This is a genomic window from Agromyces sp. NPDC056389 (assembly GCF_042262385.1).
Classification (GTDB): domain Bacteria; phylum Actinomycetota; class Actinomycetes; order Actinomycetales; family Microbacteriaceae; genus Agromyces.
This window is the reverse complement of record NZ_JBHJPN010000001.1, coordinates 789,191-810,076: the sequence shown is the minus strand read 5'-3', so window position 1 is coordinate 810,076 and position 20,886 is coordinate 789,191. Positions and strand designations below refer to the sequence as shown.

General features: G+C 71.0%; 19 protein-coding genes and 1 tRNA gene. 6 read left to right on the top strand and 14 right to left on the bottom strand.

Annotated elements, in window-relative coordinates:
* The first annotated feature begins 61 nt into the window (after nt 1–61).
* A complete protein-coding gene (locus ACFCVM_RS03800) occupies nt 62–1,015 on the top strand; it encodes a DMT family transporter (RefSeq protein ID WP_375834046.1) in 954 nt (317 codons plus the stop codon).
* A 64-nt stretch (nt 1,016–1,079) separates the two neighbouring features.
* Here the strand turns inward: ACFCVM_RS03800 and ACFCVM_RS03795 are convergent, their stop codons facing one another.
* The 3 genes from ACFCVM_RS03795 to ACFCVM_RS03785 all read right to left on the bottom strand — a co-directional run bounded on the left by ACFCVM_RS03795 (nt 1,080) and on the right by ACFCVM_RS03785 (nt 3,562).
* Nucleotides 1,080–1,604, bottom strand: a complete 525-nt coding sequence (locus ACFCVM_RS03795) for a septum formation family protein (RefSeq protein WP_375834044.1) — start codon at nt 1,602–1,604, stop codon at nt 1,080–1,082.
* A 137-nt stretch (nt 1,605–1,741) separates the two neighbouring features.
* Complete coding sequence (locus ACFCVM_RS03790; RefSeq protein ID WP_375834041.1) at nt 1,742–2,665, bottom strand: LLM class F420-dependent oxidoreductase; 924 nt, start codon at nt 2,663–2,665, stop codon at nt 1,742–1,744.
* A gap of 9 nt (nt 2,666–2,674) precedes the next feature.
* On the bottom strand, nt 2,675–3,562 hold the full coding sequence (locus tag ACFCVM_RS03785) for an inositol monophosphatase family protein (RefSeq protein ID WP_375834039.1): 888 nt from the start codon (nt 3,560–3,562) through the stop codon (nt 2,675–2,677).
* Between the two features lie 162 nt (nt 3,563–3,724).
* On the opposite strand from ACFCVM_RS03785, the gene ACFCVM_RS03780 reads away from it, so the two are divergent.
* Nucleotides 3,725–3,797 (top strand) — tRNA-Lys (locus tag ACFCVM_RS03780).
* 94 nt (nt 3,798–3,891) lie between these two features.
* Here ACFCVM_RS03780 and ACFCVM_RS03775 read toward each other — a convergent pair.
* Genes ACFCVM_RS03775 through alr form a run of 3 tightly spaced genes read right to left on the bottom strand, consistent with a single transcriptional unit; the run spans nt 3,892 to nt 8,179 of the window.
* Nucleotides 3,892–6,054 carry a CapA family protein gene (locus ACFCVM_RS03775; protein WP_375834036.1) on the bottom strand — a complete coding sequence of 721 codons (2,163 nt, stop codon included), beginning with the start codon at nt 6,052–6,054 and terminating at the stop codon, nt 3,892–3,894.
* Entirely contained in the window at nt 6,051–7,043 is a 993-nt protein-coding gene (locus ACFCVM_RS03770) for a D-alanine--D-alanine ligase (RefSeq protein WP_375834032.1), read from the bottom strand. Before ACFCVM_RS03770 ends, ACFCVM_RS03775 begins: the two co-directional genes overlap by 4 nt.
* Nucleotides 7,040–8,179: an alanine racemase gene (gene alr / locus ACFCVM_RS03765; protein WP_375834029.1), complete on the bottom strand. Its 1,140-nt coding sequence runs from the start codon at nt 8,177–8,179 to the stop codon at nt 7,040–7,042. The genes ACFCVM_RS03770 and alr overlap by 4 nt, the downstream gene beginning before the upstream one ends.
* An 89-nt stretch (nt 8,180–8,268) precedes the next feature.
* Here alr and ACFCVM_RS03760 point away from each other — a divergent pair, with 89 nt between their 5' ends.
* A complete protein-coding gene (locus ACFCVM_RS03760; RefSeq protein WP_375834027.1) occupies nt 8,269–9,387 on the top strand; it encodes a glycosyltransferase in 1,119 nt (372 codons plus the stop codon).
* Nucleotides 9,388–9,454: 67 nt separating this feature from the next.
* On the opposite strand, the gene ACFCVM_RS03755 is transcribed toward ACFCVM_RS03760, so the two are convergent.
* The 7 genes from ACFCVM_RS03755 to ACFCVM_RS03725 form a co-directional block, all read right to left on the bottom strand.
* Nucleotides 9,455–10,048, bottom strand: coding sequence for an energy-coupling factor transporter transmembrane component T family protein (locus ACFCVM_RS03755; protein ID WP_375834024.1), 594 nt, complete (start codon nt 10,046–10,048; stop codon nt 9,455–9,457).
* Entirely contained in the window at nt 10,045–10,734 is a 690-nt protein-coding gene (locus ACFCVM_RS03750) for an energy-coupling factor ABC transporter ATP-binding protein (RefSeq protein ID WP_375834022.1), read from the bottom strand. Before ACFCVM_RS03750 ends, ACFCVM_RS03755 begins: the two co-directional genes overlap by 4 nt.
* Nucleotides 10,731–11,906, bottom strand: coding sequence for a thiolase family protein (locus tag ACFCVM_RS03745; protein WP_375834019.1), 1,176 nt, complete (start codon nt 11,904–11,906; stop codon nt 10,731–10,733). The genes ACFCVM_RS03750 and ACFCVM_RS03745 overlap by 4 nt, the downstream gene beginning before the upstream one ends.
* Nucleotides 11,903–13,138, bottom strand: coding sequence for a long-chain fatty acid--CoA ligase (locus tag ACFCVM_RS03740; protein ID WP_375834016.1), 1,236 nt, complete (start codon nt 13,136–13,138; stop codon nt 11,903–11,905). Before ACFCVM_RS03740 ends, ACFCVM_RS03745 begins: the two co-directional genes overlap by 4 nt.
* On the bottom strand, nt 13,135–13,860 hold the full coding sequence (locus ACFCVM_RS03735) for a biotin transporter BioY (RefSeq protein ID WP_375834013.1): 726 nt from the start codon (nt 13,858–13,860) through the stop codon (nt 13,135–13,137). The genes ACFCVM_RS03740 and ACFCVM_RS03735 overlap by 4 nt, the downstream gene beginning before the upstream one ends.
* A 154-nt stretch (nt 13,861–14,014) precedes the next feature.
* The gene (locus ACFCVM_RS03730) at nt 14,015–14,506 is read right to left on the bottom strand and encodes a hypothetical protein (protein ID WP_375834011.1); all 492 of its coding nucleotides are present in this window, start codon (nt 14,504–14,506) and stop codon (nt 14,015–14,017) included.
* A 102-nt stretch (nt 14,507–14,608) separates the two neighbouring features.
* A complete protein-coding gene (locus ACFCVM_RS03725) occupies nt 14,609–14,797 on the bottom strand; it encodes a hypothetical protein (RefSeq protein ID WP_375834008.1) in 189 nt (62 codons plus the stop codon).
* A 97-nt stretch (nt 14,798–14,894) separates the two neighbouring features.
* Between ACFCVM_RS03725 and ACFCVM_RS03720 the strand changes: the two genes are divergently transcribed.
* From ACFCVM_RS03720 to ACFCVM_RS03710, 3 genes are read left to right on the top strand one after another with little or no spacing between them, the layout of a single operon-like run.
* Complete coding sequence (locus ACFCVM_RS03720; RefSeq protein WP_375834005.1) at nt 14,895–15,497, top strand: TetR/AcrR family transcriptional regulator; 603 nt, start codon at nt 14,895–14,897, stop codon at nt 15,495–15,497.
* Between the two features lie 8 nt (nt 15,498–15,505).
* Nucleotides 15,506–18,391 (top strand): MMPL family transporter, encoded by a 2,886-nt coding sequence (locus ACFCVM_RS03715; RefSeq protein WP_375834002.1) that lies wholly within the window; start codon nt 15,506–15,508, stop codon nt 18,389–18,391.
* On the top strand, nt 18,388–20,343 hold the full coding sequence (locus ACFCVM_RS03710; RefSeq protein WP_375833999.1) for a YhgE/Pip family protein: 1,956 nt from the start codon (nt 18,388–18,390) through the stop codon (nt 20,341–20,343). Before ACFCVM_RS03715 ends, ACFCVM_RS03710 begins: the two co-directional genes overlap by 4 nt.
* Before the next feature lie 76 nt (nt 20,344–20,419).
* Here the strand turns inward: ACFCVM_RS03710 and ACFCVM_RS03705 are convergent, their stop codons facing one another.
* Complete coding sequence (locus tag ACFCVM_RS03705; RefSeq protein WP_375833996.1) at nt 20,420–20,821, bottom strand: RidA family protein; 402 nt, start codon at nt 20,819–20,821, stop codon at nt 20,420–20,422.
* Between the last annotated feature and the right edge of the window lie 65 nt (nt 20,822–20,886).

The window sequence follows — 20,886 nt, the reverse complement described above, 5'->3', positions numbered from 1 at the left end:
CTGAATTGATCGGTAGAATCGTTCGCTTGTGCTGTGGTGTTGGCTCCAACAGGCTGGAGCCATGCAACCTTCCCGGAGCGCCGCCCTCCGCCAGACGCCGGCCGCGACGCACCGGGAACCGATCCGCTGGAACGTGCTCGTGGCGATGGTCGTCGTACTCGTGCTGTGGGCCTCGGCGTTCATCGCGATCCGCGCGGTGGGGGAGTCGATCTCGCCGGGGCCGCTCGCGCTCGGGCGGCAGTCGGTCGGAGCCGTGGTGCTCGTCGCCATCGCCGTATGGCGGAGGCCGCCCATGCCGCGCCCGCGTGCGCTCGCACTGATCGCGGCGTACGGCGTGCTCTGGTTCGCGGGCTACACGCTCGTGCTGAACATCGCCGAACGCCACCTCGATGCAGGGACCGTCGCGATGCTCGTGAACATCGCCCCGTTGCTCGTCGCCCTCGCGGCCGGCGTGCTGCTGAAGGAGGGGTTTCCGCGGCCGCTCATGGTCGGCATCGGGATCGCATTCGTCGGCGTCGTGATCATCGCGACGGGCGGAGTCGGTGCCGACAGCGAGCCGATCGGCATCGTGCTCGGCGTGCTCGCCGCGGTCCTCTACGCGGCAGGGGTGCTCGTGCAGAAGGTGGCGCTGCGGTCGGCCGACGCCCTGAGCGCGACCTGGATCGGCTGCGTCGTCGGGGCGCTGGTGCTCCTGCCGTTCGTGCCGCAGACCGTGGGCGAGCTCTCGGACGCCCCGGCCCCCGCCGTGCTCGCGGTCGTCTACCTCGGGGTGGGCCCGACGGCGATCGCGTTCCTGCTGTGGGCCTACGTGCTCAAGCGCAGCTCGGCCGGCGCCACGGCGTCGGCGACGCTCGCGGTGCCCGCGATCGTGGTGCTGCTCTCGTGGCTGCTGCTCGGCGAGCTGCCGACCGTGTTCGGCATGGTGGGCGGGGCGCTCTGCCTGGCAGGGGTGGCGTGGAGCCGCCGGCGGCCCAGGGCGCCGCTCGAGTCGGCGGCGTCGCCCACGACCGTGTGAGCGCCCTCCGGCACGAGGATGCCGCGTGGCGTCGCCCGACGGCGCGCCACGCGGCATCCGTTCGTCAGCGTGCGGCGCCGGCCAGCGTGCCGGTGACCTGACCCGCGGGGTCGTAGATCACGCACGAGACGACACGGTCGTCCATCTGCTCCCAGCTCTCCTGCGACGGGCGGTACGCGTAGAAGCCGAGGGTCGACGAGTCGTAGGCCATGCCGACGAAGGGTTCGAACTGGGCGAGGCAGGCCTCGTCGGACTGCGTCTGGATGACGTCGTCGCCGGGGTACTCGTCGCCCTCGAGCGTGACGTCGAAGTACACCTCTTCGTCGTGCGGCTGGTCGCACGGCACGACGGGCACCTCGGAGACGAGTTCTTCGGACACCTCGTTCATGCAGTCGCCGACCAGGAGGGCGAAGACGTCGGCGTCGCCCTCTTCGACGATCTCCTGGGTCGTCTCGTCGCGCTCGGGCTGCGGCGCCGGGCCGCCGGCGAGGTCGCGGAGCACGCTGCACCCGCTCAGCGGGATCACGACTGCGACGGCGGCGATGGAGACGATGGCGCGCGTCAGGATGCGGCGCGTGGGGATGTTCACGGGGTAGGGCCTCTCGATTCGGGTTCGGGTGCTGATTCGGGTCGGACGACCGGGAGGCGCGCTGATCGACCGGCGCCCCCGCCCATCCGGTTGATTTCGACGTCAGCCTATCGGGAGCCGCCGACGCGGTGCACGCGTCAGCGCACGTGCGGCAGCACTTCTGCTCCGATGAGCGCGAGATGGTCCAGGTCGCGCAGGTCGACGAGCTGCAGGTAGACGCGATCGGCGCCCAGGTCTCGCAGTCGCTGCACCTTCTCGACGGCCGCGGCGGGGCTTCCGGCGATGTTCACGTCGGCGAATGTCGCCGGGTCCGCGTCGATCGCCGCGAGGCGGCGTCGGTACTCGGCGTCGGAGGTGGCGACGACCGTCGGCAGCGCGACGCTCATGCGCATCGATCGGGGGTCGCGGTCGATGTCGCGGCATGCCTGCCGCACCCTGGCGAACATGTCGGCGACGACGGCCTCGTCGCGGAATCCGATGTTGAACTCGCTCGCGAACCGCGCCGCGATCGCCGGCGTGCGCTTCGGGCCCGAGCCGCCGATGATGATCGGCACGCGCTCCTGTGCGGGCTTCGGCAGTGCAGGGGAGTGCTCGAGACGGTAGTGCTCCCCGGTGAAGTCGTAGTGCTCGCCCACGGGCGTCGACCAGAGGCCCGTGACGACCTCGAGCTGCTCCTCGAGCATCCCGAACCGCTTGGCGGGGAACGGGATGCCGTAGGCCTCGTGCTCCTCGGCGAACCATCCGGTGCCGAGGCCGAGCTCGACCCGGCCGCCCGACATGTCGTCGACCTGCGCGACCTGGATCGCGAGCACCGACGGGTGCCGGAACGTCGCCGAGGAGACGAGCGTGCCGAGCCGGATGCCCCGGGTCTCACGAGCGAGCCCCGCGAGTGTGGTCCAGGCATCCGTCGGACCCGGCATCGGGTCGCCGTCACCCATCGCGAGGTAGTGGTCGGAGCGGAACCATCCGTCGAAGCCGAGTCGCTCGGCGGTGCTCGCCTGCGCGAGCTGGTCGGCGTAGCTCGCACCCTGCTGCGGCTCGGTGAAGATGCAGACCTCCACTCGTGCCGCCTACGCCTCGTCGGCGAGCGCCGCGAGCACCTCGTCGTGGAGCGCGCCGTTCGTCGCGAGTGCGCTGCCGCTCCACGGCCCCCGCTCGCCCGTGATCGCGGTGAAGCGCCCGCCCGCCTCCTCAACGATGGGGATGAGCGCTGCGAGGTCGTACGGCTTGACGTCGAATTCGCCCGTGATGTCGATGAGCCCCTCGGCGAGGAGCATGTACGACCACAGGTCGCCGTAGGCGCGGTCGCGCCAGACGCGCTCGGAGAGGGCGAGCAGGCGGTCGAGGTAACCGGCGTCGCGCCACTGGGCGAGGCTCTGGAAGCTCAGCGAGGCATCGGCGAGCGAGGCGACGCCCGAGACCTGCAGGCGGCGCGCTCCGGGCACGGATGCGTCGCCGCCGGCGACCTCGGTGGCCTTGGCGTTGCTCGGGCCTGCGTCGCTCGCGCCGGCCTCGGCCGCCGAGGTCGTGGTCCAGGCGCCGAGCCCCGTCGCGCCCCACCAGCGGCGGCCCATGGCGGGGGCGGATGCCACGCCGAGGACCGGCACGCCGTCGATCGCCAGCGAGATGAGCGTGCCCCACACGGGCACGCCGCGCAGGAAGTTCGCGGTGCCGTCGATCGGGTCGATGATCCACTGCCGCGCGCCGTCGCCCTCGGCGCCGAACTCCTCGCCGAGGATGCCGTCGTCGGGGCGGGCCGCCGCGAGGCGCTCGCGGATCGCCCGCTCGACGGCGAGGTCGGCCTCGGTGACGGGGCTGCGGTCGGGCTTCGTCTGCACGTCGAGGTCGATCGCGCGGAATCGACCGATCGAGACGGCGTCGGCCAGATCGGCGAGTTCGAGCGCGAGCGCGAGGTCGGAGGTGAGCTGAGCGGCGGGAGCGGCGGAAGCGGCGGTCACGTCGATCAGGCTATCGCGAGGCGAGGTAGGCCCGGGTCGTGACCGGCGTCGGGCACCCCTCGACGCGCCGAACACGCCTCGATTGGCGCAACAGTGCATTCTCCTGATACTGTGATTCCTCGGTTCGGGTTATAGAAAATCCGGGCCGAAACAACGCAGTATGCACCTCTAGCTCAATCGGCAGAGCAACTGACTCTTAATCAGTGGGTTCTCGGTTCAAGTCCGAGGGGGTGCACGATCAAGCCTCGAACCTCTCGCCGGGTTCGGGGCTTTTTCATTTCCGCGGCGGGGGTCGCACGGATGCCTCCGCGCCCTGAGGCGCGGAGGCATCATCGATGCGCTGTGATCGAGCCGTCGGATCCGATGTGCGCGGCGGTGTCGGGAAAGTCGCGACGACCTCGTTCGTCGATCAGTTCGATCGCCCGATCGTCAGGATCTCGGACCGGCCTGCCGTCGCGGTGCTCGAAGCGGACGGAGCGCATTCGCCCGTCGACCATCGTGCCGTCGGCGCGCAACCTGACGGCAAGGTAGGCGCCGTAGCGCGTCGACTGCTCCGCGCCGAAGACGCCGCCACCACCGAAGTTGCCGAGGCTGTACGCGATCAGTCTTCCGCGATAGAACTCCATCCCCCTGAGCACGTGGGGCCCGTGGCCCAGGACGAGGTCGGCGCCCGCGTCGACGGCCGCATGCGAGAACGCGATGACGTCGCCGCGGTTCTCGCCGTACATGACCTCGGTTCCCGGTGCCACGGCATCCGCGCCGGCACCCTCGGCACCCATGTGCGCGTGGACGACCACGATGTCCGCGTGTTCTGCGGCCGCCCGCACCACCTGTCGAACATGGCGCAGGTCGGTGACCCGGTTGAAGCCGTCGTAGGGCGCGAATCCGACCATCGCGACCGTGATGTCACCGACCTGCGTGCAGGCGATCTCATTGCGGTCCCCGACCGTTCGGACCCCGGCGGCGGTGAGGTGCGCTCTGGTGTTCGCGTATCCGGCGGGTCCGAAGTCACCGGTGTGGTTGTTCGCAACGTTGAGGAGATCGAATCCGGCGAAATGCCGAGCCGCATCCGGCGGGCTCCGAAACGCCAGGCAGTCCGCTTGCTGCCCGCACTTGTCGAATCCAGTGTCGGAGGAGATGACCTGTTCGAGATTTCCGGTGACGATGTCCTGGGTGAACCAGGGACGTACATCGTCGAAGTTGCCACGCCCGCGGTCGGCGGGCACGGAGTGTCTCACGTCGTACAGCAGCATGTCGCCTGTGGCCCCGATGCTCACCTCTCCCGCGTGCGTCGCGGACTGGTGTGGAACCTCGACGCGGCAGCCGGGTATCGCCGTGACGCGGATGGCCGACCCGCCGATCGCCGTGAGCACCAGGACCGCGCCCGCCGCACCCAAACGGAGACGACGCCGTGTCCGGGACGGGGCACCGCGGCGAGCCGACCCCACCGCTGCGCGGCGTGCCGGAAGGTCGAACAACCAGAGCAGTCGGTCGCGCACGATGAGGTGTCCGAGCATCGTGCTGACGGCGACGACGACCCCGGTGAGGACCACCGGGAGCAGCACGGCTGCGGCCAGCTGCACTGCGATCCTGGCACCCGAGAGCCAGCTCACCAGGGCGACGTCGGCCAGGGCGAGCACCGGCATGTGAATCAGGTAGATCGGAAGCGTGCGAACGCCCAGCCACGTCAGCCCGCGCCCGAGGCCCGGGGTCTTCGGCAGGAGCGGAGCGACGACGATCCCCATGCTGACTCCGATGAGCGACACTGCGAGCCACACGCCGGGCACTGTTTCCGACCCGGTCGCCCTCATCGCACTGAAGGCGACGAGGTACGCCGCGATCGACATCGAGGCTGCGAATGGTCGAGGGCGCGCGGTGAGACGACCGATCTGCGGAGCGAAGTACAGACCGAGCAGGAAGAAGAGGAGGTTGTACAAGAGCGAGCCGCGGTTGCTCGCCACGTCGATCAGCCCTGCCGACACCGTGACCGACACCGCTGCGGCGCCTCCGATGAGGAGCCACCGCGGGAGACGTCGCAGTCCCTTCGCCACCAGGAAGTACACGGCGAGCGCGTAGAGGTACCAGGTGTTCGGGGGGCTGATCGTCACCGCCTCGATGAAGTCGGCGACGCTGCGCGGGACGAACGTCGGGAAGTCCGGGAATGCCCACATGGTCACCATGTGGATCAGCGTCCACAGGAGATAGAGGTAGAGGAAGCGAACCACGCGGGTGCGGAAGACGATCGCCCACGGCCGAGCGAGCGCGTTGGCTGCGAAGTAGCCGGAGATCACGAGGAACAGCGGCATCAGGAATGGCCAGATGAAATCGCTGGCGAGACCCCATGCGCCGGGGATCGGTACGCCGATTCGCCAATCGATCTGCAGGTAGGTCTTCAACACGACGTGCCAGAAGACGACGAGAAGGATCAGCAGACCTTTGAGCGCGTCCGCCCAAGCCGACCGAACGGGAGGCTCGCCCGGGTACCCGTTCATTCGGGAACCGAGTTTCGGAAAGGGGACCGCTCGGCGGATTCGAGGAGCGCTGCGATCAGTCCGACGTAGTCGAGGCCGGTCGCGGCGTACATCAGCGGTACCTGCGACTGCTCCGTCATCCCGGGAGCCGTGTTCACCTCGTTCAGCACCACCCCGGCAGCGGTGGCGAAGAAGTCGAAACGCGCCACCCCGCTGCACCCGAGCGTCTCGTACAGCAGGCGGGCGGCGTGACGAATGGATGCTTCATCGCGATCGCTGATCGGGGCAGGCACCGTGAACGCCGCGCTGCCGTCGTACTTCTGCGTTCGGTCGAACACTCCGCCGGGGGCGACACCGATGCCGAGGGTGGAACCGAGGCGCAACTCGCCGTCCCGGTCGCGGAACACGGCGATATCCACTTCGCGCCCCAGCACGTACTCTTCGACGAGCACGGGTTCACCGAACGCTCGAGCACGGCTCACCGTCTCGGCGACGCCGTCCCGATCAGGAACGACGAAGACGCCGTTGCTCGAGCCGCCGGTCGCGGGCTTGACGACGAAGGGAGGCTTCAGATCCGTCGGAGCCGCGAGGGTTGCGACTCCGGGTCGGGAAACGATCGCCTTCGCGGTGGCGATGCCCAACGAATCGGCGATCAGCTTCGTGACCCACTTGTCCATCCCGAGCGCGCCGGCACGCACCGGTGCACCCACATAGGGCACGCCGGACAGTTCGAGGAAGCCCGCGATCGCGCCATCCTCGCCGTTGACGCCATGCAGGGCCGGAAACGCGATGTCGCAGTCCGCGAGCACCTCGACGGCACCATGTGCTGGCAGGACGCCGCCGTTCTCGTCACGCCACGCGCCGTCACTTCCGATGGTGAGTGGAACCACGTCGAGGCCCAACTCGACGATGGCCCGACCGACAGCAGCGGCGGACGCGAGAGACACGTCGTGCTCATCGCTGACACCACCTCCGATGACGGCGATCCGGGCGCTGTTCTTCTGCGTCATGACATGTCTCCTTGCGGCTGACTCGAGGTATCGATCGTGCGGTGGATACGCGGACTGCGATTCCCCAGGCGGGTGACGATCTCGTGCTCGATCGTGTGAGACCACTCGGCCCACTCCGCGACGGTGGGCTCTCCTCCCGACCCGGGGCCGAAGACGGTGACGCGTTCGTTCGGTCGCAGCACGTCATCGCCCGTGTCCACGACGACCATGTCCATCGAGAACCTGCCGACGAGGGGCCGTCGCCGCCCTCGTGCGAAGACCTCCGCCCGCCCGGATGCCTCGCGGGGAAGCCCGTCGCCGTAGCCGACTGGGAGCAGGGCCAGGTTCGTACGGCGCTGTGCGACGAAATCGAGGCCATAGCCGACTCCGGTGCCCGCGGCCACCTCGCGCGAGGACACGACGCTCGAGGTCAGTGTCACGGCGGGCCGCAGCGTGTCGGTGCTGGAGGACGGATCGATGCCGAACAGTCCCGCTCCGATTCGGTGGACGTCGAAACCCGACCCCGCACCCGTCAACGTCGCGGCAGTTGCCGCGAGGTGCAGGATGTGGGGCGCGAGCGCACGTCGCCTGGCCGTCCGAACCGCATTCTCGAAGACCAGACGCTCCCGCGTGTTCTGCGGATTCCCCGGTTCGTCCGCGCACGACATGTGACCCATCACCCCGACCACCCGTACCGCGCCGAGCGCCTCATGCTCGCGCGCGAGCGCGCACAACGTGGACCAGTCGCGTGCCGAGCAGCCGTCGCGGGCCATGCCGACATCGATGTGCAGGTGGACACGCGCCGGTCGCCCGACACGCAGCGCTGCCCAACCGACGGAGTACAGGAGCTCCATACTCGGCACCGCGACATCGACGTTCTCACGCACGGCCGTCTCGAAGTCGGCGTCGGGCGTGTTCAGCCAACTGAGCATCGGTGCCGCGACACCGGTGGCGCGCAACGCGAGGGCCTCATCGATGGAAGTCACACCGATGGAGGTCGCCCCGGACTCGAGGACCGAGCGAGCGATCGCCCCATGCCCGAACGCGTCTGCCTTCAGCACGGCCATGACCCGACCCTCGGTCATCGCGGCGAATCTCGCCGTGTTCTCTCGGATCGCCTCGTCGTGCACGACGAGCTCTGAAGCGGAGGATTGCATGGACAGCAGTCAACCGATCGCCGTGTTGCCAGCGAGTATCCGGTTTTCGATACACGCACGATATGCGGACGGCCGAATAGGCTGCCGACATGACGAACTACCTGCTGGCCGGTGGTGGGACCGCGGGACACGTCAATCCGCTCCTGGCCGTCGCAGATCGCCTGCGCGAACGCGAGCCGGACGCTTCGATCCTCGTGCTCGGCACTGCTGAGGGGCTCGAAGCGCGACTCGTTCCCGAGCGTGGCCACGTGCTCGAGACGATCCCGAAGGCGCCGTTTCCGCGCCGACTGAACCGCCGAACGCTGCAGTTCCCTGCGCGCTTCCTCCGCGCGGTCGCGCGCACACGCACGCTTGTTCGCGATCGCGACATCGATGTCGTGATCGGCTTCGGCGGTTTCGCCGCAACCCCCGCGTACGTTGCCGCGCGCAGAGAAGGCGTGCCCTACGTCGTCCACGAGGCGAACGCCCGGCCCGGGCTCGCCAACGTGTGGGGTGCGCGCCGTGCCGCGGCCGTCGGAACGGTGTTCGCCGATACGCCCCTGCGCGGGGGAGAGCTCGTCGGGATGCCCCTTCGTGCCGAGATCTCCACGATTGATCGCGCTGGGTCACGCGCGGCTGCCGCGGAGTATTTCGGGCTCGACGCCGACGAGCCCGTGCTGCTGGTCTTCGGCGGATCGACGGGTGCCCGCAGGATCAACGAGGCCTTCGCGCAGGCGTGGCCCGAGATCATCGCCGAGGGCTGGCAGATCTTGCACGTGACCGGTGGCGCGAACGTCGATGATGTGGACGCCGCTGGTTCCCGAGCTCGCGTCGTCGTGCCCTACGCCGACCGGATGGATCTGGCGTACGCTCTCGCCGACCTGGCCGTGTGCCGATCGGGGTCCGCAACCGTGAGCGAACTCAGCGCGCTCGGGATTCCCGCGGTCTACGTTCCGTATGCCGTTGGGAACGGAGAACAGGCGCTCAACGCACGCGGGGTGGTGCAGGCCGGCGGGGCGTTGCTCATCGACGATGCGGACTTCACCGCGAGTGCCATCGTCGAACGCATCATTCCCGTTCTGCGCGATGCCGAGGCTCGTGAGCGGATGGGTCGCGCGGCCGCATCCTTCGGAACTCTGGATGGCACCGAGAAACTGCTTGCGCTCGCTGATCGCGTTCGCGCCGAGGTCGGCGCGGCCCCGATCGAAACCTCGACTTCGCCTCACTGACGTTCGGCTCCGACGTTCCGCCTCGGCGATCACGCCGGTTCGGAGAACGCCGCCGTCGAGGCGGCGGTCAGTCGTCAAAGCCGCGCGCGGTCAGCGCATCGCCGAGGTGCTCGGCGGTCTGCAGCGCCCGCACGATGACCGGCACCGCGAGTGCCACGACCGAACCCTCGGCGCCTCGCGCCTTCCTCGCTTCGAGCACCTCGCGCACGATGTCGGCGAGGAGCGGCACGCAGCGGATGGTGAGCGCGAGCGTGAGGCCGACGCGATCGGCGTCGATCCAGCGGCGGAACGGGCGGAGCAGTGCCTGCATGGCATCGAGCGTCGCCGTAACGGGCGTCGTGAGCGTGTAGAGCGCCGCGAGGGCGACGGCGAGCACGAGACGCACCGCCATCGTCGCCGCGGCCTCCCACCCGCCGAAGATCACCTGTACGGGGACGGCGAAGGCGAGGAGCCACAGGACCGGGACGATCTGCCGCCAGACGAGGCCCACGGGGAGCCATGCGACGACGAAGAGGCAGGCCACGAGGCAGGAGGCCACAGCGAGGGGGACGAGCGAGGTCTGGAGGGCGATCACCGTGACGAGCACCGCGAGCAGGCCGAGCTTCACGAGCGCCGGCGCGCGGTGCACGAGCGAGCGTCCGGGATGGAAGACCCCGATCATCGATGGCTGCCGATGAGTGCGCGATACGCCTCGAGTGCAGGGCCGGGCCGATCGTCGGCGACGACCCGCCCGGACTCCATCACGATGACGCGGTCGAAGCCGTCGAGCAGCTCGAGCTGGTGGCTGACGACGACGAGCTGCTGCGGCAGCTCGGCGAAGTGCTCGGCGACGAGCCGCGCGTTGCGGGCGTCGAGCAGCGTGGTGGGCTCGTCGGCGACGATGACCGCCGGTTCGGCGACGAGCACCGAGGCGAGCGCGAGCAGCTGCTTCTGGCCCCCGGAGAGCCGATGCGCCGGCCGGTCGGCCAGATCGTGGAGTCCGAACCGATGCAACGCCGCGTCGACGCGCGCCGCGGCATCCGCTCGCTCGAGCTTGTGACGACGCAGTGTGAACGCGACGTCCTCGCGGACCGTGGGCATGACGATCTGGTTGTCGGCGTTCGTGAACACGAAGCCGACCCGGCGGCGCACCTCGCGCGCGTGGCGGGCGAGGTCGAGCCCGCCGACGGAGACGCGACCAGCGGTCGGCGTGACGAGGCCGTTGATCATTCGAGCCAGCGTCGACTTGCCGGAGCCGTTCGCGCCGACGATGCCGATGCGGTGTTCGTCGAGCACGAGCGAGACGTCGTCGACGACGCGCTCCCCATCGAAGTCGTGGCTGACGTGTTCGAAGGCGATCTCGGTCATGCTGTCCGTTCCACGATCATGGCGATGCCCTGGCCGCCGCCGATCGAGCAGGCAGCGAGCCCCGGGCGGGCGTCGTCGGAGGCGATCATGCGGGTGGCGAGGCGCACGAGCAGCACGGCGCCCGACGCGCCCCATGGGTGTCCGAGCGCGATGGCACCGCCGTCGCCCGAGACGATCGACTCGTCGAGCGCGAGCTCGTCGCTGACCGCGAGGAGTTGCGCTGCGAAGGCCTCGGTGATCTCGGCGTACCCGAGGTCGGCGGCGACGAGACCGGCACGTGCGAGTGCGAGGCGAGCCGCAGGCGCCGCGCCGATGCCCGGCAGCTCGGGACCGCTGCCGGTGACGGCGGTCGCCACGATGCGCAGCGATGGGAGGCCGAGGTCGCGCGCGACTCGACCGGTCGTGACCGCCATCATCGCCGCGCCGTCGGAGAAGCCGCAGGAGTTGCCCGCGGTGACCGAGCCGAAGCCCATCCCGGTGCCGGTCATGCCGTCGGCCGAAGTGAAGGCGGGCGCGAACCGCGCGAGCCGATTCGCATCCATCGACGCCCGCGGGCGATCATCGATCGCGACGCCGTCGATCGCGACGACCTCGCCGTCGAAGACGCCGCTCGCCTGCGCCGCGGCGGCACGTGCGTGCGAGCGGGCGGCCCAGGCGTCCTGCCGCTCGCGGGAGATGCCGCGCATCGCGGCGAGCCGATCGGCCGCGGGGCCCATGTCGGGATCGGGGAAGCCGATCGGGGCGAAAGGCGCGCGCGAGTAGCGTTCGCCCGAGTCCGGCCACGACCGGTGCGGTGCCGTCGATGCCGACTCCGCACCGCCGGCGAGGAACAGTTCGCCGTGGCCGGCCGCGACACGGGCGGCGGCCTGCATGACGGCGTCGAGACCCGAACCGCATTGCCGGTCGACCGTGACCCCCGGTACCGAGCTGTCGAGTCCCGCCCGCAGTGCGGCGACGCGTGCGACATCGCCGCCCGGCCCCATGCAGTTGCCGACCACGACGTCGTCGATCGGCAGGCCGCTCGGCGCCACTGCGGCGGCGACCTCGGCGAGGACGGGCGCCGCGAGCGCGTCGACGGTGTGCGACGCGAAGCTCCGGCCCGCCGTGCCGATCGCCGAGCGCCGAGCGGCGACGATGACGGGCGCGGAGCGGGTGTCGAGGACGGGGGTCATGCGTTGCTCCGATCGGAGGTCGACGGGTGCGACGGCAGCGCCGGGCCGAGCGTTCCCGCCGCCAGCGCTGCGCGGAGGAGTCCCCGCGCCGACTTGCCCGACACGGTCGTCGGAATGGCGCTCACGAACCAGCGTCGGGGCAGTTCGGCCGCCGGAAGGCGTTCCCGGGCGGCGGCGATGACCGCCGCGGCATCCGTCGAGCCGTCGAGTTCGACGACGGCGACGATGCGCTCGCCGAGCAGTTCGTGCGGCTCGGCGAGCGCGACCGCTGCGACGACTCCGGGCAGGGCGATGATGCGCGCCTCGAGGTCTTCGGCCAGCACGGTCGTTCCGGCGGTCGTGATCGCGGCGTCACCGCGTCCGATGATGCGGAACCCCTCGGTGCCGATCGGTTCGGCGAGGTCGCCCACCGTCGCGAAACCACCGTCATCGCGGCGGAGCATGCCCCCGCCGACGACTCCGAGCGCGAGATACGGGGAACGGGCCCAGAGCTCCCGACCCGCCGCGGTCGGCCGGAGCTCGACCTCGACGCCGGGGAACGGCGCGAGGGAGCCGCCGTGGCCGGCCGCCACGAACGAGAGCTCGGCCGCGCCGTAGTACTCCGTCACGCGGATGCCTCGAGCCGACGCCCGCGCGCACAGGGGCTCGCCCATCGCGGCTCCGGCGACGACCGCCGCCGCGGGCATCTCGACGGACTCGAGCAGTCGTGCCAGTCGAGTCGGCGTCGCGTGCACCGCACTCGCTCCGGCGAGTTCGTCGCCGACCGCGGCGCCCATCCAGAGCGCGTGGAGTGCCGCGTAGAGGTGCATCGAGACGTGAAGCGGTCCGGTGACGGCGATCCGATCGTTCGCCCCGAGCCCGGCGATCTCGGCGAGCGGGGCGGCCGATGCGAGCCACGAGGCGTTCGTGCGCGCCACCGCACGTGGAGTGCCCGTCGGATCGGTCGAACCCGACGTCAGCACCGCGAGCTCCGTGCCCTGCGGCAGGCTCGGCGCGATCCGCTCGGCATCCGCCGCATCGCCGCCGACGAGCACCGGGCGGCCGCGCTCGAGGCATGCGAGCACGAGCGTGATGAGGCGCACGGACTCCGTGCCCGCCGGGCAGGCGACGAGGCCGTCACCGCTCGGCAGCGGGGCCGCGGCGACCGCGTCGGCGAGTTCGCCGTAGCGCACGGCGTCGCCGCCGAACGCGAGGGCGAGTGCGCCCCGCGGTCCCCGCAGCCAGTCGCTCACGCCGAGCGGTCCGAAGCGGTCGAGTCGGAAGCGGGGTCGGCTGCCGGGGCCGCGGCGACCGTGCCCGGCCGGGACGCCCACGGCCACGAACGCGGCTCGATGAGCCCCGGCCATGCCCGGTGCACGCTCTTCGCCACGAGCACGGTCACGACGACCTTGAGGATGTCGCCGGGAAGGAAGAAGGTTGAGGCGAGGAGTGCGCCGCCGAACGGCGTACCGGTGATGGCGGCGAAGACGGGCACCCCGACGAGGTAGATGGCGACGATGCCGCCGAGTGCGGTCCATGCGAGCGCCGGCGCGATCGGGTATCGCGGCAGCAGCCGCGCCGTCGCCCAGCCGATGACGGCGGCGCCGAGCAGCCAACCGATGAGGTAGCCGACCGAGGGGCCGACGAAGACGCCGAGACCGCCCCGGCCGCCCGAGAGCAGCGGCAGGCCCGCGGCGACGAGCACGATGAAGAGGAGCACGGACAGGGTGCCCTTGCGTGCGCCGAGGATGGCGCCGGCGAGCATCACGCCGAGGGTCTGGAACGTGATCGGCACCGCGGTGCCGCCGATCGAGAGCGCCCCTGGCAGGCCCAGCGCGGCGATGAGCGCGGCGAAGACGGCGATCTGGGCGAGGTCACGGGCGCTGCTGCGCCGTTGGCGGGCCGAGGGCGGTGTCGCGTTCGACTCGGTCGTGCTCGGGCTGGTGCTCGGGCTGGTGCTGTGGGCGGAGCTCAACGGGTTCCCCTCTCGTGGCGTGCGGGCGATTGCCCGGAGATCACGCTACGAGGAGCGGGGGAGCGCATTCTCGGCTGGCGATACAAGAATGCGCCGTCGATTTTGGAGCGCGGTGTCACGCGCGTCGGCGGGTCGGCGCGGGGCGCCGCCCGGTTCAGGCTGCGCGTGCCTCGAGCGCCGTGGCGGCACCGATCGTCGGCAGCGCTGCGGCCTCGACCAGCTCGGACGCCTCGGTGAACAGCTCGTCGTCGGGCGCGGCGTCCATCGGTGCTACGGCCACGGCCTCGGTCGTCTCGACGGGGTCGGCCCAGACGATGAGCGGTGCGGGCTCCCAGCCGAGCGCGAGGGTCTCCTCGCCGGCCGGCACGACCACCGCGACGGAATCGCGTTCGTCGAGGATGGCGCGAGTGAGCTCTGCCGCGATCTGGTGCGTGAGCATCGCGTGGAAGATGCGGTCGGTGTCGCCGTCGGACTTCCGCACGAGCGACCAACCGCCGCCCGGTCCGATGAATTCGGACAGCCGCGAGTTCAGCAGCTCGAAGATGTGCTCGCCTCGAAGGTCTGCCGCAGAAGGGTGCGGAGTCGGGGCGGCAACATGGGCGGAGGCCTGGGCGGCAAGCCGTGCACGGCGCCAGCGGCGGAACATCGGTGGCCCCTCTCGTGGGTTCGTCTCGGGTCGTTCGTCCCAGTTTCGGGCACGGTGGTGCGGATTGCGAGTGACACGCCGCGCAACGCCGTCGCGGCGTCGTTATTCGCCGATCTCGCCCTGCTTGGTCTCTTCGGCGACGGTGCCGATCGCGATCGCGAGGCTCGCGGCCCACGACACCCACATGAGCAGCAGTCGCCAGTCGCGGGGGCCCGTGGCGGTGGTCTTCACGACGCCGATGCCGCTGATGATGGCGCTGATCACGGCGCCGCTGAAGAGGTACTTGCGCATGCCGCAACGCTACCGCGCCGTTTCCGGCGGCTGGGAGACATCCGTGAATCTGACCGATCGTGCAGGAGCTGACCGATCGGTCAATTACCGTGGAAACATGCCCACCGATGCATCCATGCCGTCCCGCGTGCGCGCCAGCGACGAGCTGCGCCAGGTCGCGCTCGAGCAGTTCGCGACCGTCGGCTTCGCCGCGAGTTCGCTCCAGCAGATCGCCGACCACGCCGGGTACTCGAAGTCGAGCGTGCTCTACCACTACGCCTCGAAGGAGGCGCTGCTCGAGGCCGCGATCGGCCCGGCGATCGACCTGCTCGAGGCCCTGCTCGGCGACTTCGTCGCCGGCGGCCGTTCGGCTGCCGCGCGGGCGGTCTTCATCGAGAGCTTCGTCGACTTCCTGCTCGGCAACCGCCTCGCGGTGCACACCTTCGTGAACCAGGGCCAGTCCCTCCGCGGGCTGCCGGTCATCGAGCGCGCGAACACCGCCATCCGCGGTCTCGCCGACTCGATCTGCGCCGACGATGCCAGCCTCGCCGAGCAGATGCGCTTCGGCGTTGCGCTCGCCGGCGCGACGTACACGCTCGTCGCCGGCGCCACGTTCCTCGAGGACGACGAGCAGCAGTTCGCCGACGCCGACGTGCGCGACGCCCTCATCTCCGTGCTCTCCGAACTCCTGCTGACGGCCGACGGCCGCCCGACCCGATAGGCCCGACCATGGCTCTCCTCCTCCACCGCATCGGCCGCTTCGCATTCCGCCGTGCCTGGTACGTCATCGTCGCCTGGGTGCTCGCCCTCGGCGCGCTGCTCGGCACGGGCCTCGCGCTGGGCGGTCAGCTGCAGGACTCCTTCGCCATCCCGGGCACCGAGTCGCAGACGGCGATCGACCAGCTCGCCGCCGTGTTCCCCGAGACCGCCGGCGCCTCGGCCAAGGCCGTCGTCGAGGCTCCCGACGGCGACACCGTCGAGGCCGCGTCGGCGCGCGATGCGATCGAGGCCATGGAGGCCGAGCTCGAGCAGGTCGACGGCGTCGCGAGCGTGCTCGGTCCCTTCGACGAGTACGCGGGCGACCAGATCTCGGGCGACGGTCGCACCGCCTACATCCAGATCCAGTTCGACGGCCAGGTGACCGACGTCACGCCCGAGTCGCTCGAGGCCGTCGAGGCGACGGGGGAGCTCGGCAGCGACGCCGGCCTCACCGTGGCGTTCGGCGGCGACGTCTTCCAGGAGACGAGCTTCGGCCTCACCATCACCGAGGTGTTCGGCGTGCTGTTCGCCGCCGTCGTGCTGATCATCACCTTCGGCTCGCTCCTCGCGGCGGGCATGCCGCTGCTGACCGCGCTCGTCGGCGTCGGCGCGGCCTTCGGCGGCATCTCGATCGTCGCGGCGTTCACGACGGTCTCCTCGACCGCCCCCATGCTCGCCGTCATGATCGGCCTCGCCGTCGGCATCGACTACGCGCTCTTCATCCTCTCCCGGCATCGCAACCAACTCGCTCGCGGACAGGATCCCGAGGACTCGGCCGCCGAGGCCGTCGCGACCGCCGGCGGTGCCGTGGTCTTCGCCGGCCTTACCGTGATCATCGCGCTGCTGGGCCTCCTCGTCGTCGGCATCCCGTTCCTCAGCGTCATGGGCATCGGCGCCGCGTTCGCGGTGCTCATCGCCGTCGCGGGTGCCGTCACCCTGCTGCCCGCGCTCCTCGGCGTGTTCGGCCGCAAGCTCGTGCCGAAGCCCGGCAGTCGCGCCCATCGGCGGGCGAACGCCGCCGACGACGGCGGCAAGCGCACGATGGGCCGCCGCTGGGTCGACCTCGTGCTGAAGGCGCCCGTCGTGTTCGTGGTGCTCGTCGTCGGCGTGCTCGGCGCTGCAGCGGTGCCGGCGCTCAGCCTCGACCTCAACCTGCCGAACGGTTCGGGCACCGAGGGCTCGAGCCAGCGCGAGGCGTACGAGATGATCGACGAGGGCTTCGGGCCGGGCTACAACGGCCCGCTCATCGTGACCGTCGACATCACGCAGACGACCGACATCTTCGGCGACCTCGACGCGATCGGGGCACGCATCGGCGAGCTCGACGACGTCGCCTTCGTCGGTCAGGGGCTGCCGAACCCGACCGCCGACACGGCGATCATCCAGGTCATCCCCGAGAGTGCTCCGGATGCCCCGGCGACGAAGGTGCTCGTCGAGAACATCCGCGAGCTCGAACCCGCGATCACCGCCGACTACGGCACGCCCATCGCGGTCACCGGCTACACGGCCGTCGCGATCGACATCTCGAACCGGCTCGCCGATGCGCTGATCCCGTTCGCGCTCATCGTCGTGGGGCTCTCGATCGTGCTCCTGCTCATGGTGTTCCGCTCGGTGTTCGTGCCGATCAAGGCCGCCCTCGGCTTCCTGCTGTCGGCGTTCGGCGCGATCGGCGTCACCGTCGCGATCTTCCAGTGGGGCTGGTTCGCCGATCTGCTCCACGTCGAGCCCGGGCCGATCCTGAGCTTCCTGCCGATCCTGCTCATGGCGGTGCTGTTCGGCCTCGCCATGGACTACCAGGTGTTCCTCGTCTCGGGCATGCGCGAGGAATTCGTGAAGACCGGTGACGCGCGGCGGTCCGTCGTGCACGGCTTCCAGCACGCAGCACGCGTCGTCACCGCCGCGGCGCTCATCATGTTCTTCGTCTTCTTCGCCTTCGTGCCCGAGGGTGCCGGAGTGATCAAGGGCATCGCGTTCGCGCTCGCCGTGGGTGTCGCATTCGACGCCTTCCTCGTGCGCATGACGCTGGTCCCGGCCGCGATGGCCCTCGCCGGCAACGCGGCCTGGTGGCTGCCCAAGTGGCTGGCGCGGGTGCTGCCGAACGTGGACATCGAGGGCGAGGGATTGCGCACCCACCTCGAGCAGGAGGAGTGGGCCGCATCGCGACCCGCCGCCGTGAACGCCGAGGGCGCCGTCTTCGGCCTGCCCGAACGCCCGATCGGCCCCCTGACCGTCGAGGTGCCGGCGGGCGGCGTGCTCGTCGTGCAGGGCGACGCCGTCGACCGCCGCGTGGTCTCCGCGACGCTCGCGGGCCGGCTCGCGCCGGTCGGAGGCCGTCTCGCCGTGCTCGGCTCGCCGCTGCCCTCGGGCGTCGGCGCCGTCATGCGCGGCGTCGCGATCGCCGAGGTCGCCGCCCATGCCGCGCCCGGCGGCACGGTCGGCGAACTCATCGCCGGCCGCCTCGACGCGACCCGTCCGTGGTACCGCATCGCTCCGTCGAACAGCCTCGTCCGCACGTGGACCGAGCGGGCGGCCGCCGCCGTCGGCCACGGCCCTGACGGGCCGAGGTTCACGACCGAGACGCCGCTCTCCGCCCTCGGCGTCGAAGCCCGCACGCTCGTCGCCGTCGCCGCGGCGCTGGCAGAACGGCCGAAGGCGATCGTCATCGACCTCGACGACGATCCGGGCTCGGCCACGGGCGGCCTCTGGCACGCGCTCGCCGAACTCGTCCCCGCCCAGGTCACGGTGATCGTCGGCCTCGGCCCGTCGGCCGTGTCACCCGCGGTCTCGCCGCAGCTCGCGGCCCGCGGCATCCGAACCCTCGAACCCGTCTCGCGAATCCAGGAGGCCCTCCGATGAGCACCCGACTCTCCCGACTCTTCGGCTCGACGCCGGGGCAGCGACGCGTGCGATTCGGCGTGCTGGTCGCCGCGGTCGTCGCAGTTCCGCTCGCCGTCGCCGGACTCGTCTCGGGCGCCGTCGGCAGCGGCGGCGACAACCTCGAGCAGATCCCGGCCGTCGTCGTCAACAACGACGAGATGGTCACGATGACGCTGCCCGACGGCACCGAGCAGCCCGTACTCGCCGGTCGCCTGCTCGTGACCGAGCTGACCGACCCCGAGACCTCCGGGTTCCAGTGGACGATCTCGAACGACGATGAGGCCGCCGACCTCCTCGCCTCTGGCGACGCCTATGCGGTGCTCACGATCCCCGCCGAATTCTCGGAGTCGGTGACCTCGCTCTCGGGCGCTGACCCGACGCAGGCGAACCTCGACATCCGCACCGACGACGCCCACGGCTACCTCGCCGGGTCGGTCGCGCAGTCGGTCGGCGACGCGATGTCGGCGACCTTCGGCCGCGAGCTGACGGCGCAGTACCTCGAGGGCTTCTACACGAACCTCGCGACGATGGGCGGCTCGCTCGGCGACGCCGCCGACGGCGCGACGCAGCTCTCGAGCGGTGTCGGCTCGCTCGCAGGCGGCCTGACCACGCTCTCGAACGGGGTCGCCACCGCGACGAGCGGCACAGCGGATGCCGCCGCAGGCGCGCACCAGTACGCCGCGGGTGTCACCCAGTACACGCAGGGCGTCGACGCGCTCGCGGGCGGGCTCGGCCAGCTCAGCACCGGCGCCGCGGGCCTCGACGAGATCTCGAACCAATGGGATGCCTACACCGGCGGAATCTCGCAGGGCGTCGCGACGGTCGACGGCTACCTCGGGCCGGCGTCGAAGCAGCTGGCCGAGATCATCGCGGCGAATCCCGCGCTCGTCGAGCAGTACCCGGCACTCGCCGGGATCCCGGCGACGATCGACGGCGTGCGCTCCGAGCTCGGAAGGCTCTCGACCGGGGGACAGCAGCTCTCAGCAGCCTCCCGTGGCGCGATCGACGGCATCCAGGGCGGTATCGCCCAATCGGCGACCGGAGCCGCCCAGCTCTCCGCCGGCTCCGGCGGCATCCGAGACGGGGCGAACGGCCTCGCCTCGGGCCTCGACGAACTCGCCGGTGGCCTCGGCGCGCTCCAGGGCGGTGCAGCGGATGCCGCGAGCGGTGCCACGCAGCTCGCGAGCGGTGCCGACGCCCTCGCCTCGGGGCTCGTATCGGGTGCCGAGAGCGCGACCGCGCTCACCGACATCGACGCCTCGAAGACCGCCGAGGTGATCGCCGAACCGGTCACGGTCGACGCGACCCGCGACCACGAGATCGCCGGCGTCGGCGAGGTCATCGGCATGCTCTTCGTGCCGGTCGGACTGTGGCTCGGTGCGCTCGCGCTCTTCCTCGTGTTCCGCCCCTTCGGGCGTGAGGCGCTGCGCTCCACCGCTTCGACCGGCGGGCTCGTCTGGCGCACCCTCGCACGGGCCGGCCTCATCGCACTCGCGCAGGCGGTCGCCGTCGTGCTGCTGCTGCACGGCGTCATGGGCGTCACCTGGAGCCTGCTGCCGCAGACGCTCGCGTTCGCCGCTCTGCTCGCCCTCGTGTTCACCTCGCTGCACGCGTTCCTGACGGTCTGGCTCGGACGGGCGGGCCTGCTCATCTCGCTCGTGCTCGTCGCACTGCAGCTCACCGCAGCGGGCGGCCTGTACCCGATCGAGGTGCTGAGCGGGCCGTACCAGGCGATCAGCCCGTTCCTGCCGCTCACCTGGGCGGTGCAGGGCATGCAGTTCATCGTCTCGGGAGCAGCGGGCGGCTCGGTCGCGATGGCGGCGGGCGTGCTCGTCGTCTTCGGTCTCGTGGGCGTGCTCGGCACGACGCTCGTCGTCGGCCGGCGCCGAGGCATCCGATCGATCGGCTTCGCGGCGGCCGCCCTCGGGTGAGCGCCCGGCCTCGCCTCGGCGCCCGAGCGGCGGGCCAGGGGCGGAGCCGGGGCCGGCGCGAGTGACGGCGCCGGTGTCAGGCCGGGTTCAGCGCGGCGATCGCGCTCACCTCGATGAGGGCGCCGGGCACGCCGAGCCCCGCGACCAGGGCGGCGGTGACGAGCGGCGGGGCGCCGGCCCCTGCGAGTCTCGGCGCGATCGCCCCATATGCGGCGCCGAGGTCGGCGCCCTCTGCGATGAACACCGTCCACTGCACGATATCGGCGAGCGACGCCCCTGCGGCCTCGAGCGCGACGGCGGCGTTGTCGATGGCCCGGACGGACTGGACGGCGACGTCGTCGGAGACGACGGCGCCCGTCTCGTCGACGCCGTTCTGGCCGCCGACGTAGACGGTGGTCGCGCCCGCCGGCACGATCGCGACGTGGCTGAACGCCGGGCTCACGACGAGGCCGGCCGGTTGGATTCGTGTGATCTCCATGCCCGCATGCTCCCACCTGCCGCCGACAGCGGAGTCGGTTCGCGCCGACTGTTAGCCTGAGCGGA

Excerpts from the sequence above, each read along its gene's own strand:
- ACFCVM_RS03770 (WP_375834032.1), bottom strand. The coding sequence starts at position 7,043 with ATGACGCAGAAGAACAGCGCCCGGATCGCCGTCATCGGAGGTGGTGTC.
- ACFCVM_RS03750 (WP_375834022.1), bottom strand. The coding sequence starts at position 10,734 with ATGACCGAGATCGCCTTCGAACACGTCAGCCACGACTTCGATGGGGAG.
- ACFCVM_RS03755 (WP_375834024.1), bottom strand. The coding sequence starts at position 10,048 with ATGATCGGGGTCTTCCATCCCGGACGCTCGCTCGTGCACCGCGCGCCG.
- ACFCVM_RS03730 (WP_375834011.1), bottom strand. The coding sequence starts at position 14,506 with ATGTTCCGCCGCTGGCGCCGTGCACGGCTTGCCGCCCAGGCCTCCGCC.
- alr (WP_375834029.1), bottom strand. The coding sequence starts at position 8,179 with ATGCAATCCTCCGCTTCAGAGCTCGTCGTGCACGACGAGGCGATCCGA.
- ACFCVM_RS03715 (WP_375834002.1), top strand. The coding sequence starts at position 15,506 with ATGGCTCTCCTCCTCCACCGCATCGGCCGCTTCGCATTCCGCCGTGCC.
- ACFCVM_RS03775 (WP_375834036.1), bottom strand. The coding sequence starts at position 6,054 with ATGAACGGGTACCCGGGCGAGCCTCCCGTTCGGTCGGCTTGGGCGGAC.
- ACFCVM_RS03710 (WP_375833999.1), top strand. The coding sequence starts at position 18,388 with ATGAGCACCCGACTCTCCCGACTCTTCGGCTCGACGCCGGGGCAGCGA.
- ACFCVM_RS03705 (WP_375833996.1), bottom strand. The coding sequence starts at position 20,821 with ATGGAGATCACACGAATCCAACCGGCCGGCCTCGTCGTGAGCCCGGCG.
- ACFCVM_RS03725 (WP_375834008.1), bottom strand. The coding sequence starts at position 14,797 with ATGCGCAAGTACCTCTTCAGCGGCGCCGTGATCAGCGCCATCATCAGC.
- ACFCVM_RS03720 (WP_375834005.1), top strand. The coding sequence starts at position 14,895 with ATGCCCACCGATGCATCCATGCCGTCCCGCGTGCGCGCCAGCGACGAG.
- ACFCVM_RS03760 (WP_375834027.1), top strand. The coding sequence starts at position 8,269 with ATGACGAACTACCTGCTGGCCGGTGGTGGGACCGCGGGACACGTCAAT.
- ACFCVM_RS03800 (WP_375834046.1), top strand. The coding sequence starts at position 62 with ATGCAACCTTCCCGGAGCGCCGCCCTCCGCCAGACGCCGGCCGCGACG.
- ACFCVM_RS03745 (WP_375834019.1), bottom strand. The coding sequence starts at position 11,906 with ATGACCCCCGTCCTCGACACCCGCTCCGCGCCCGTCATCGTCGCCGCT.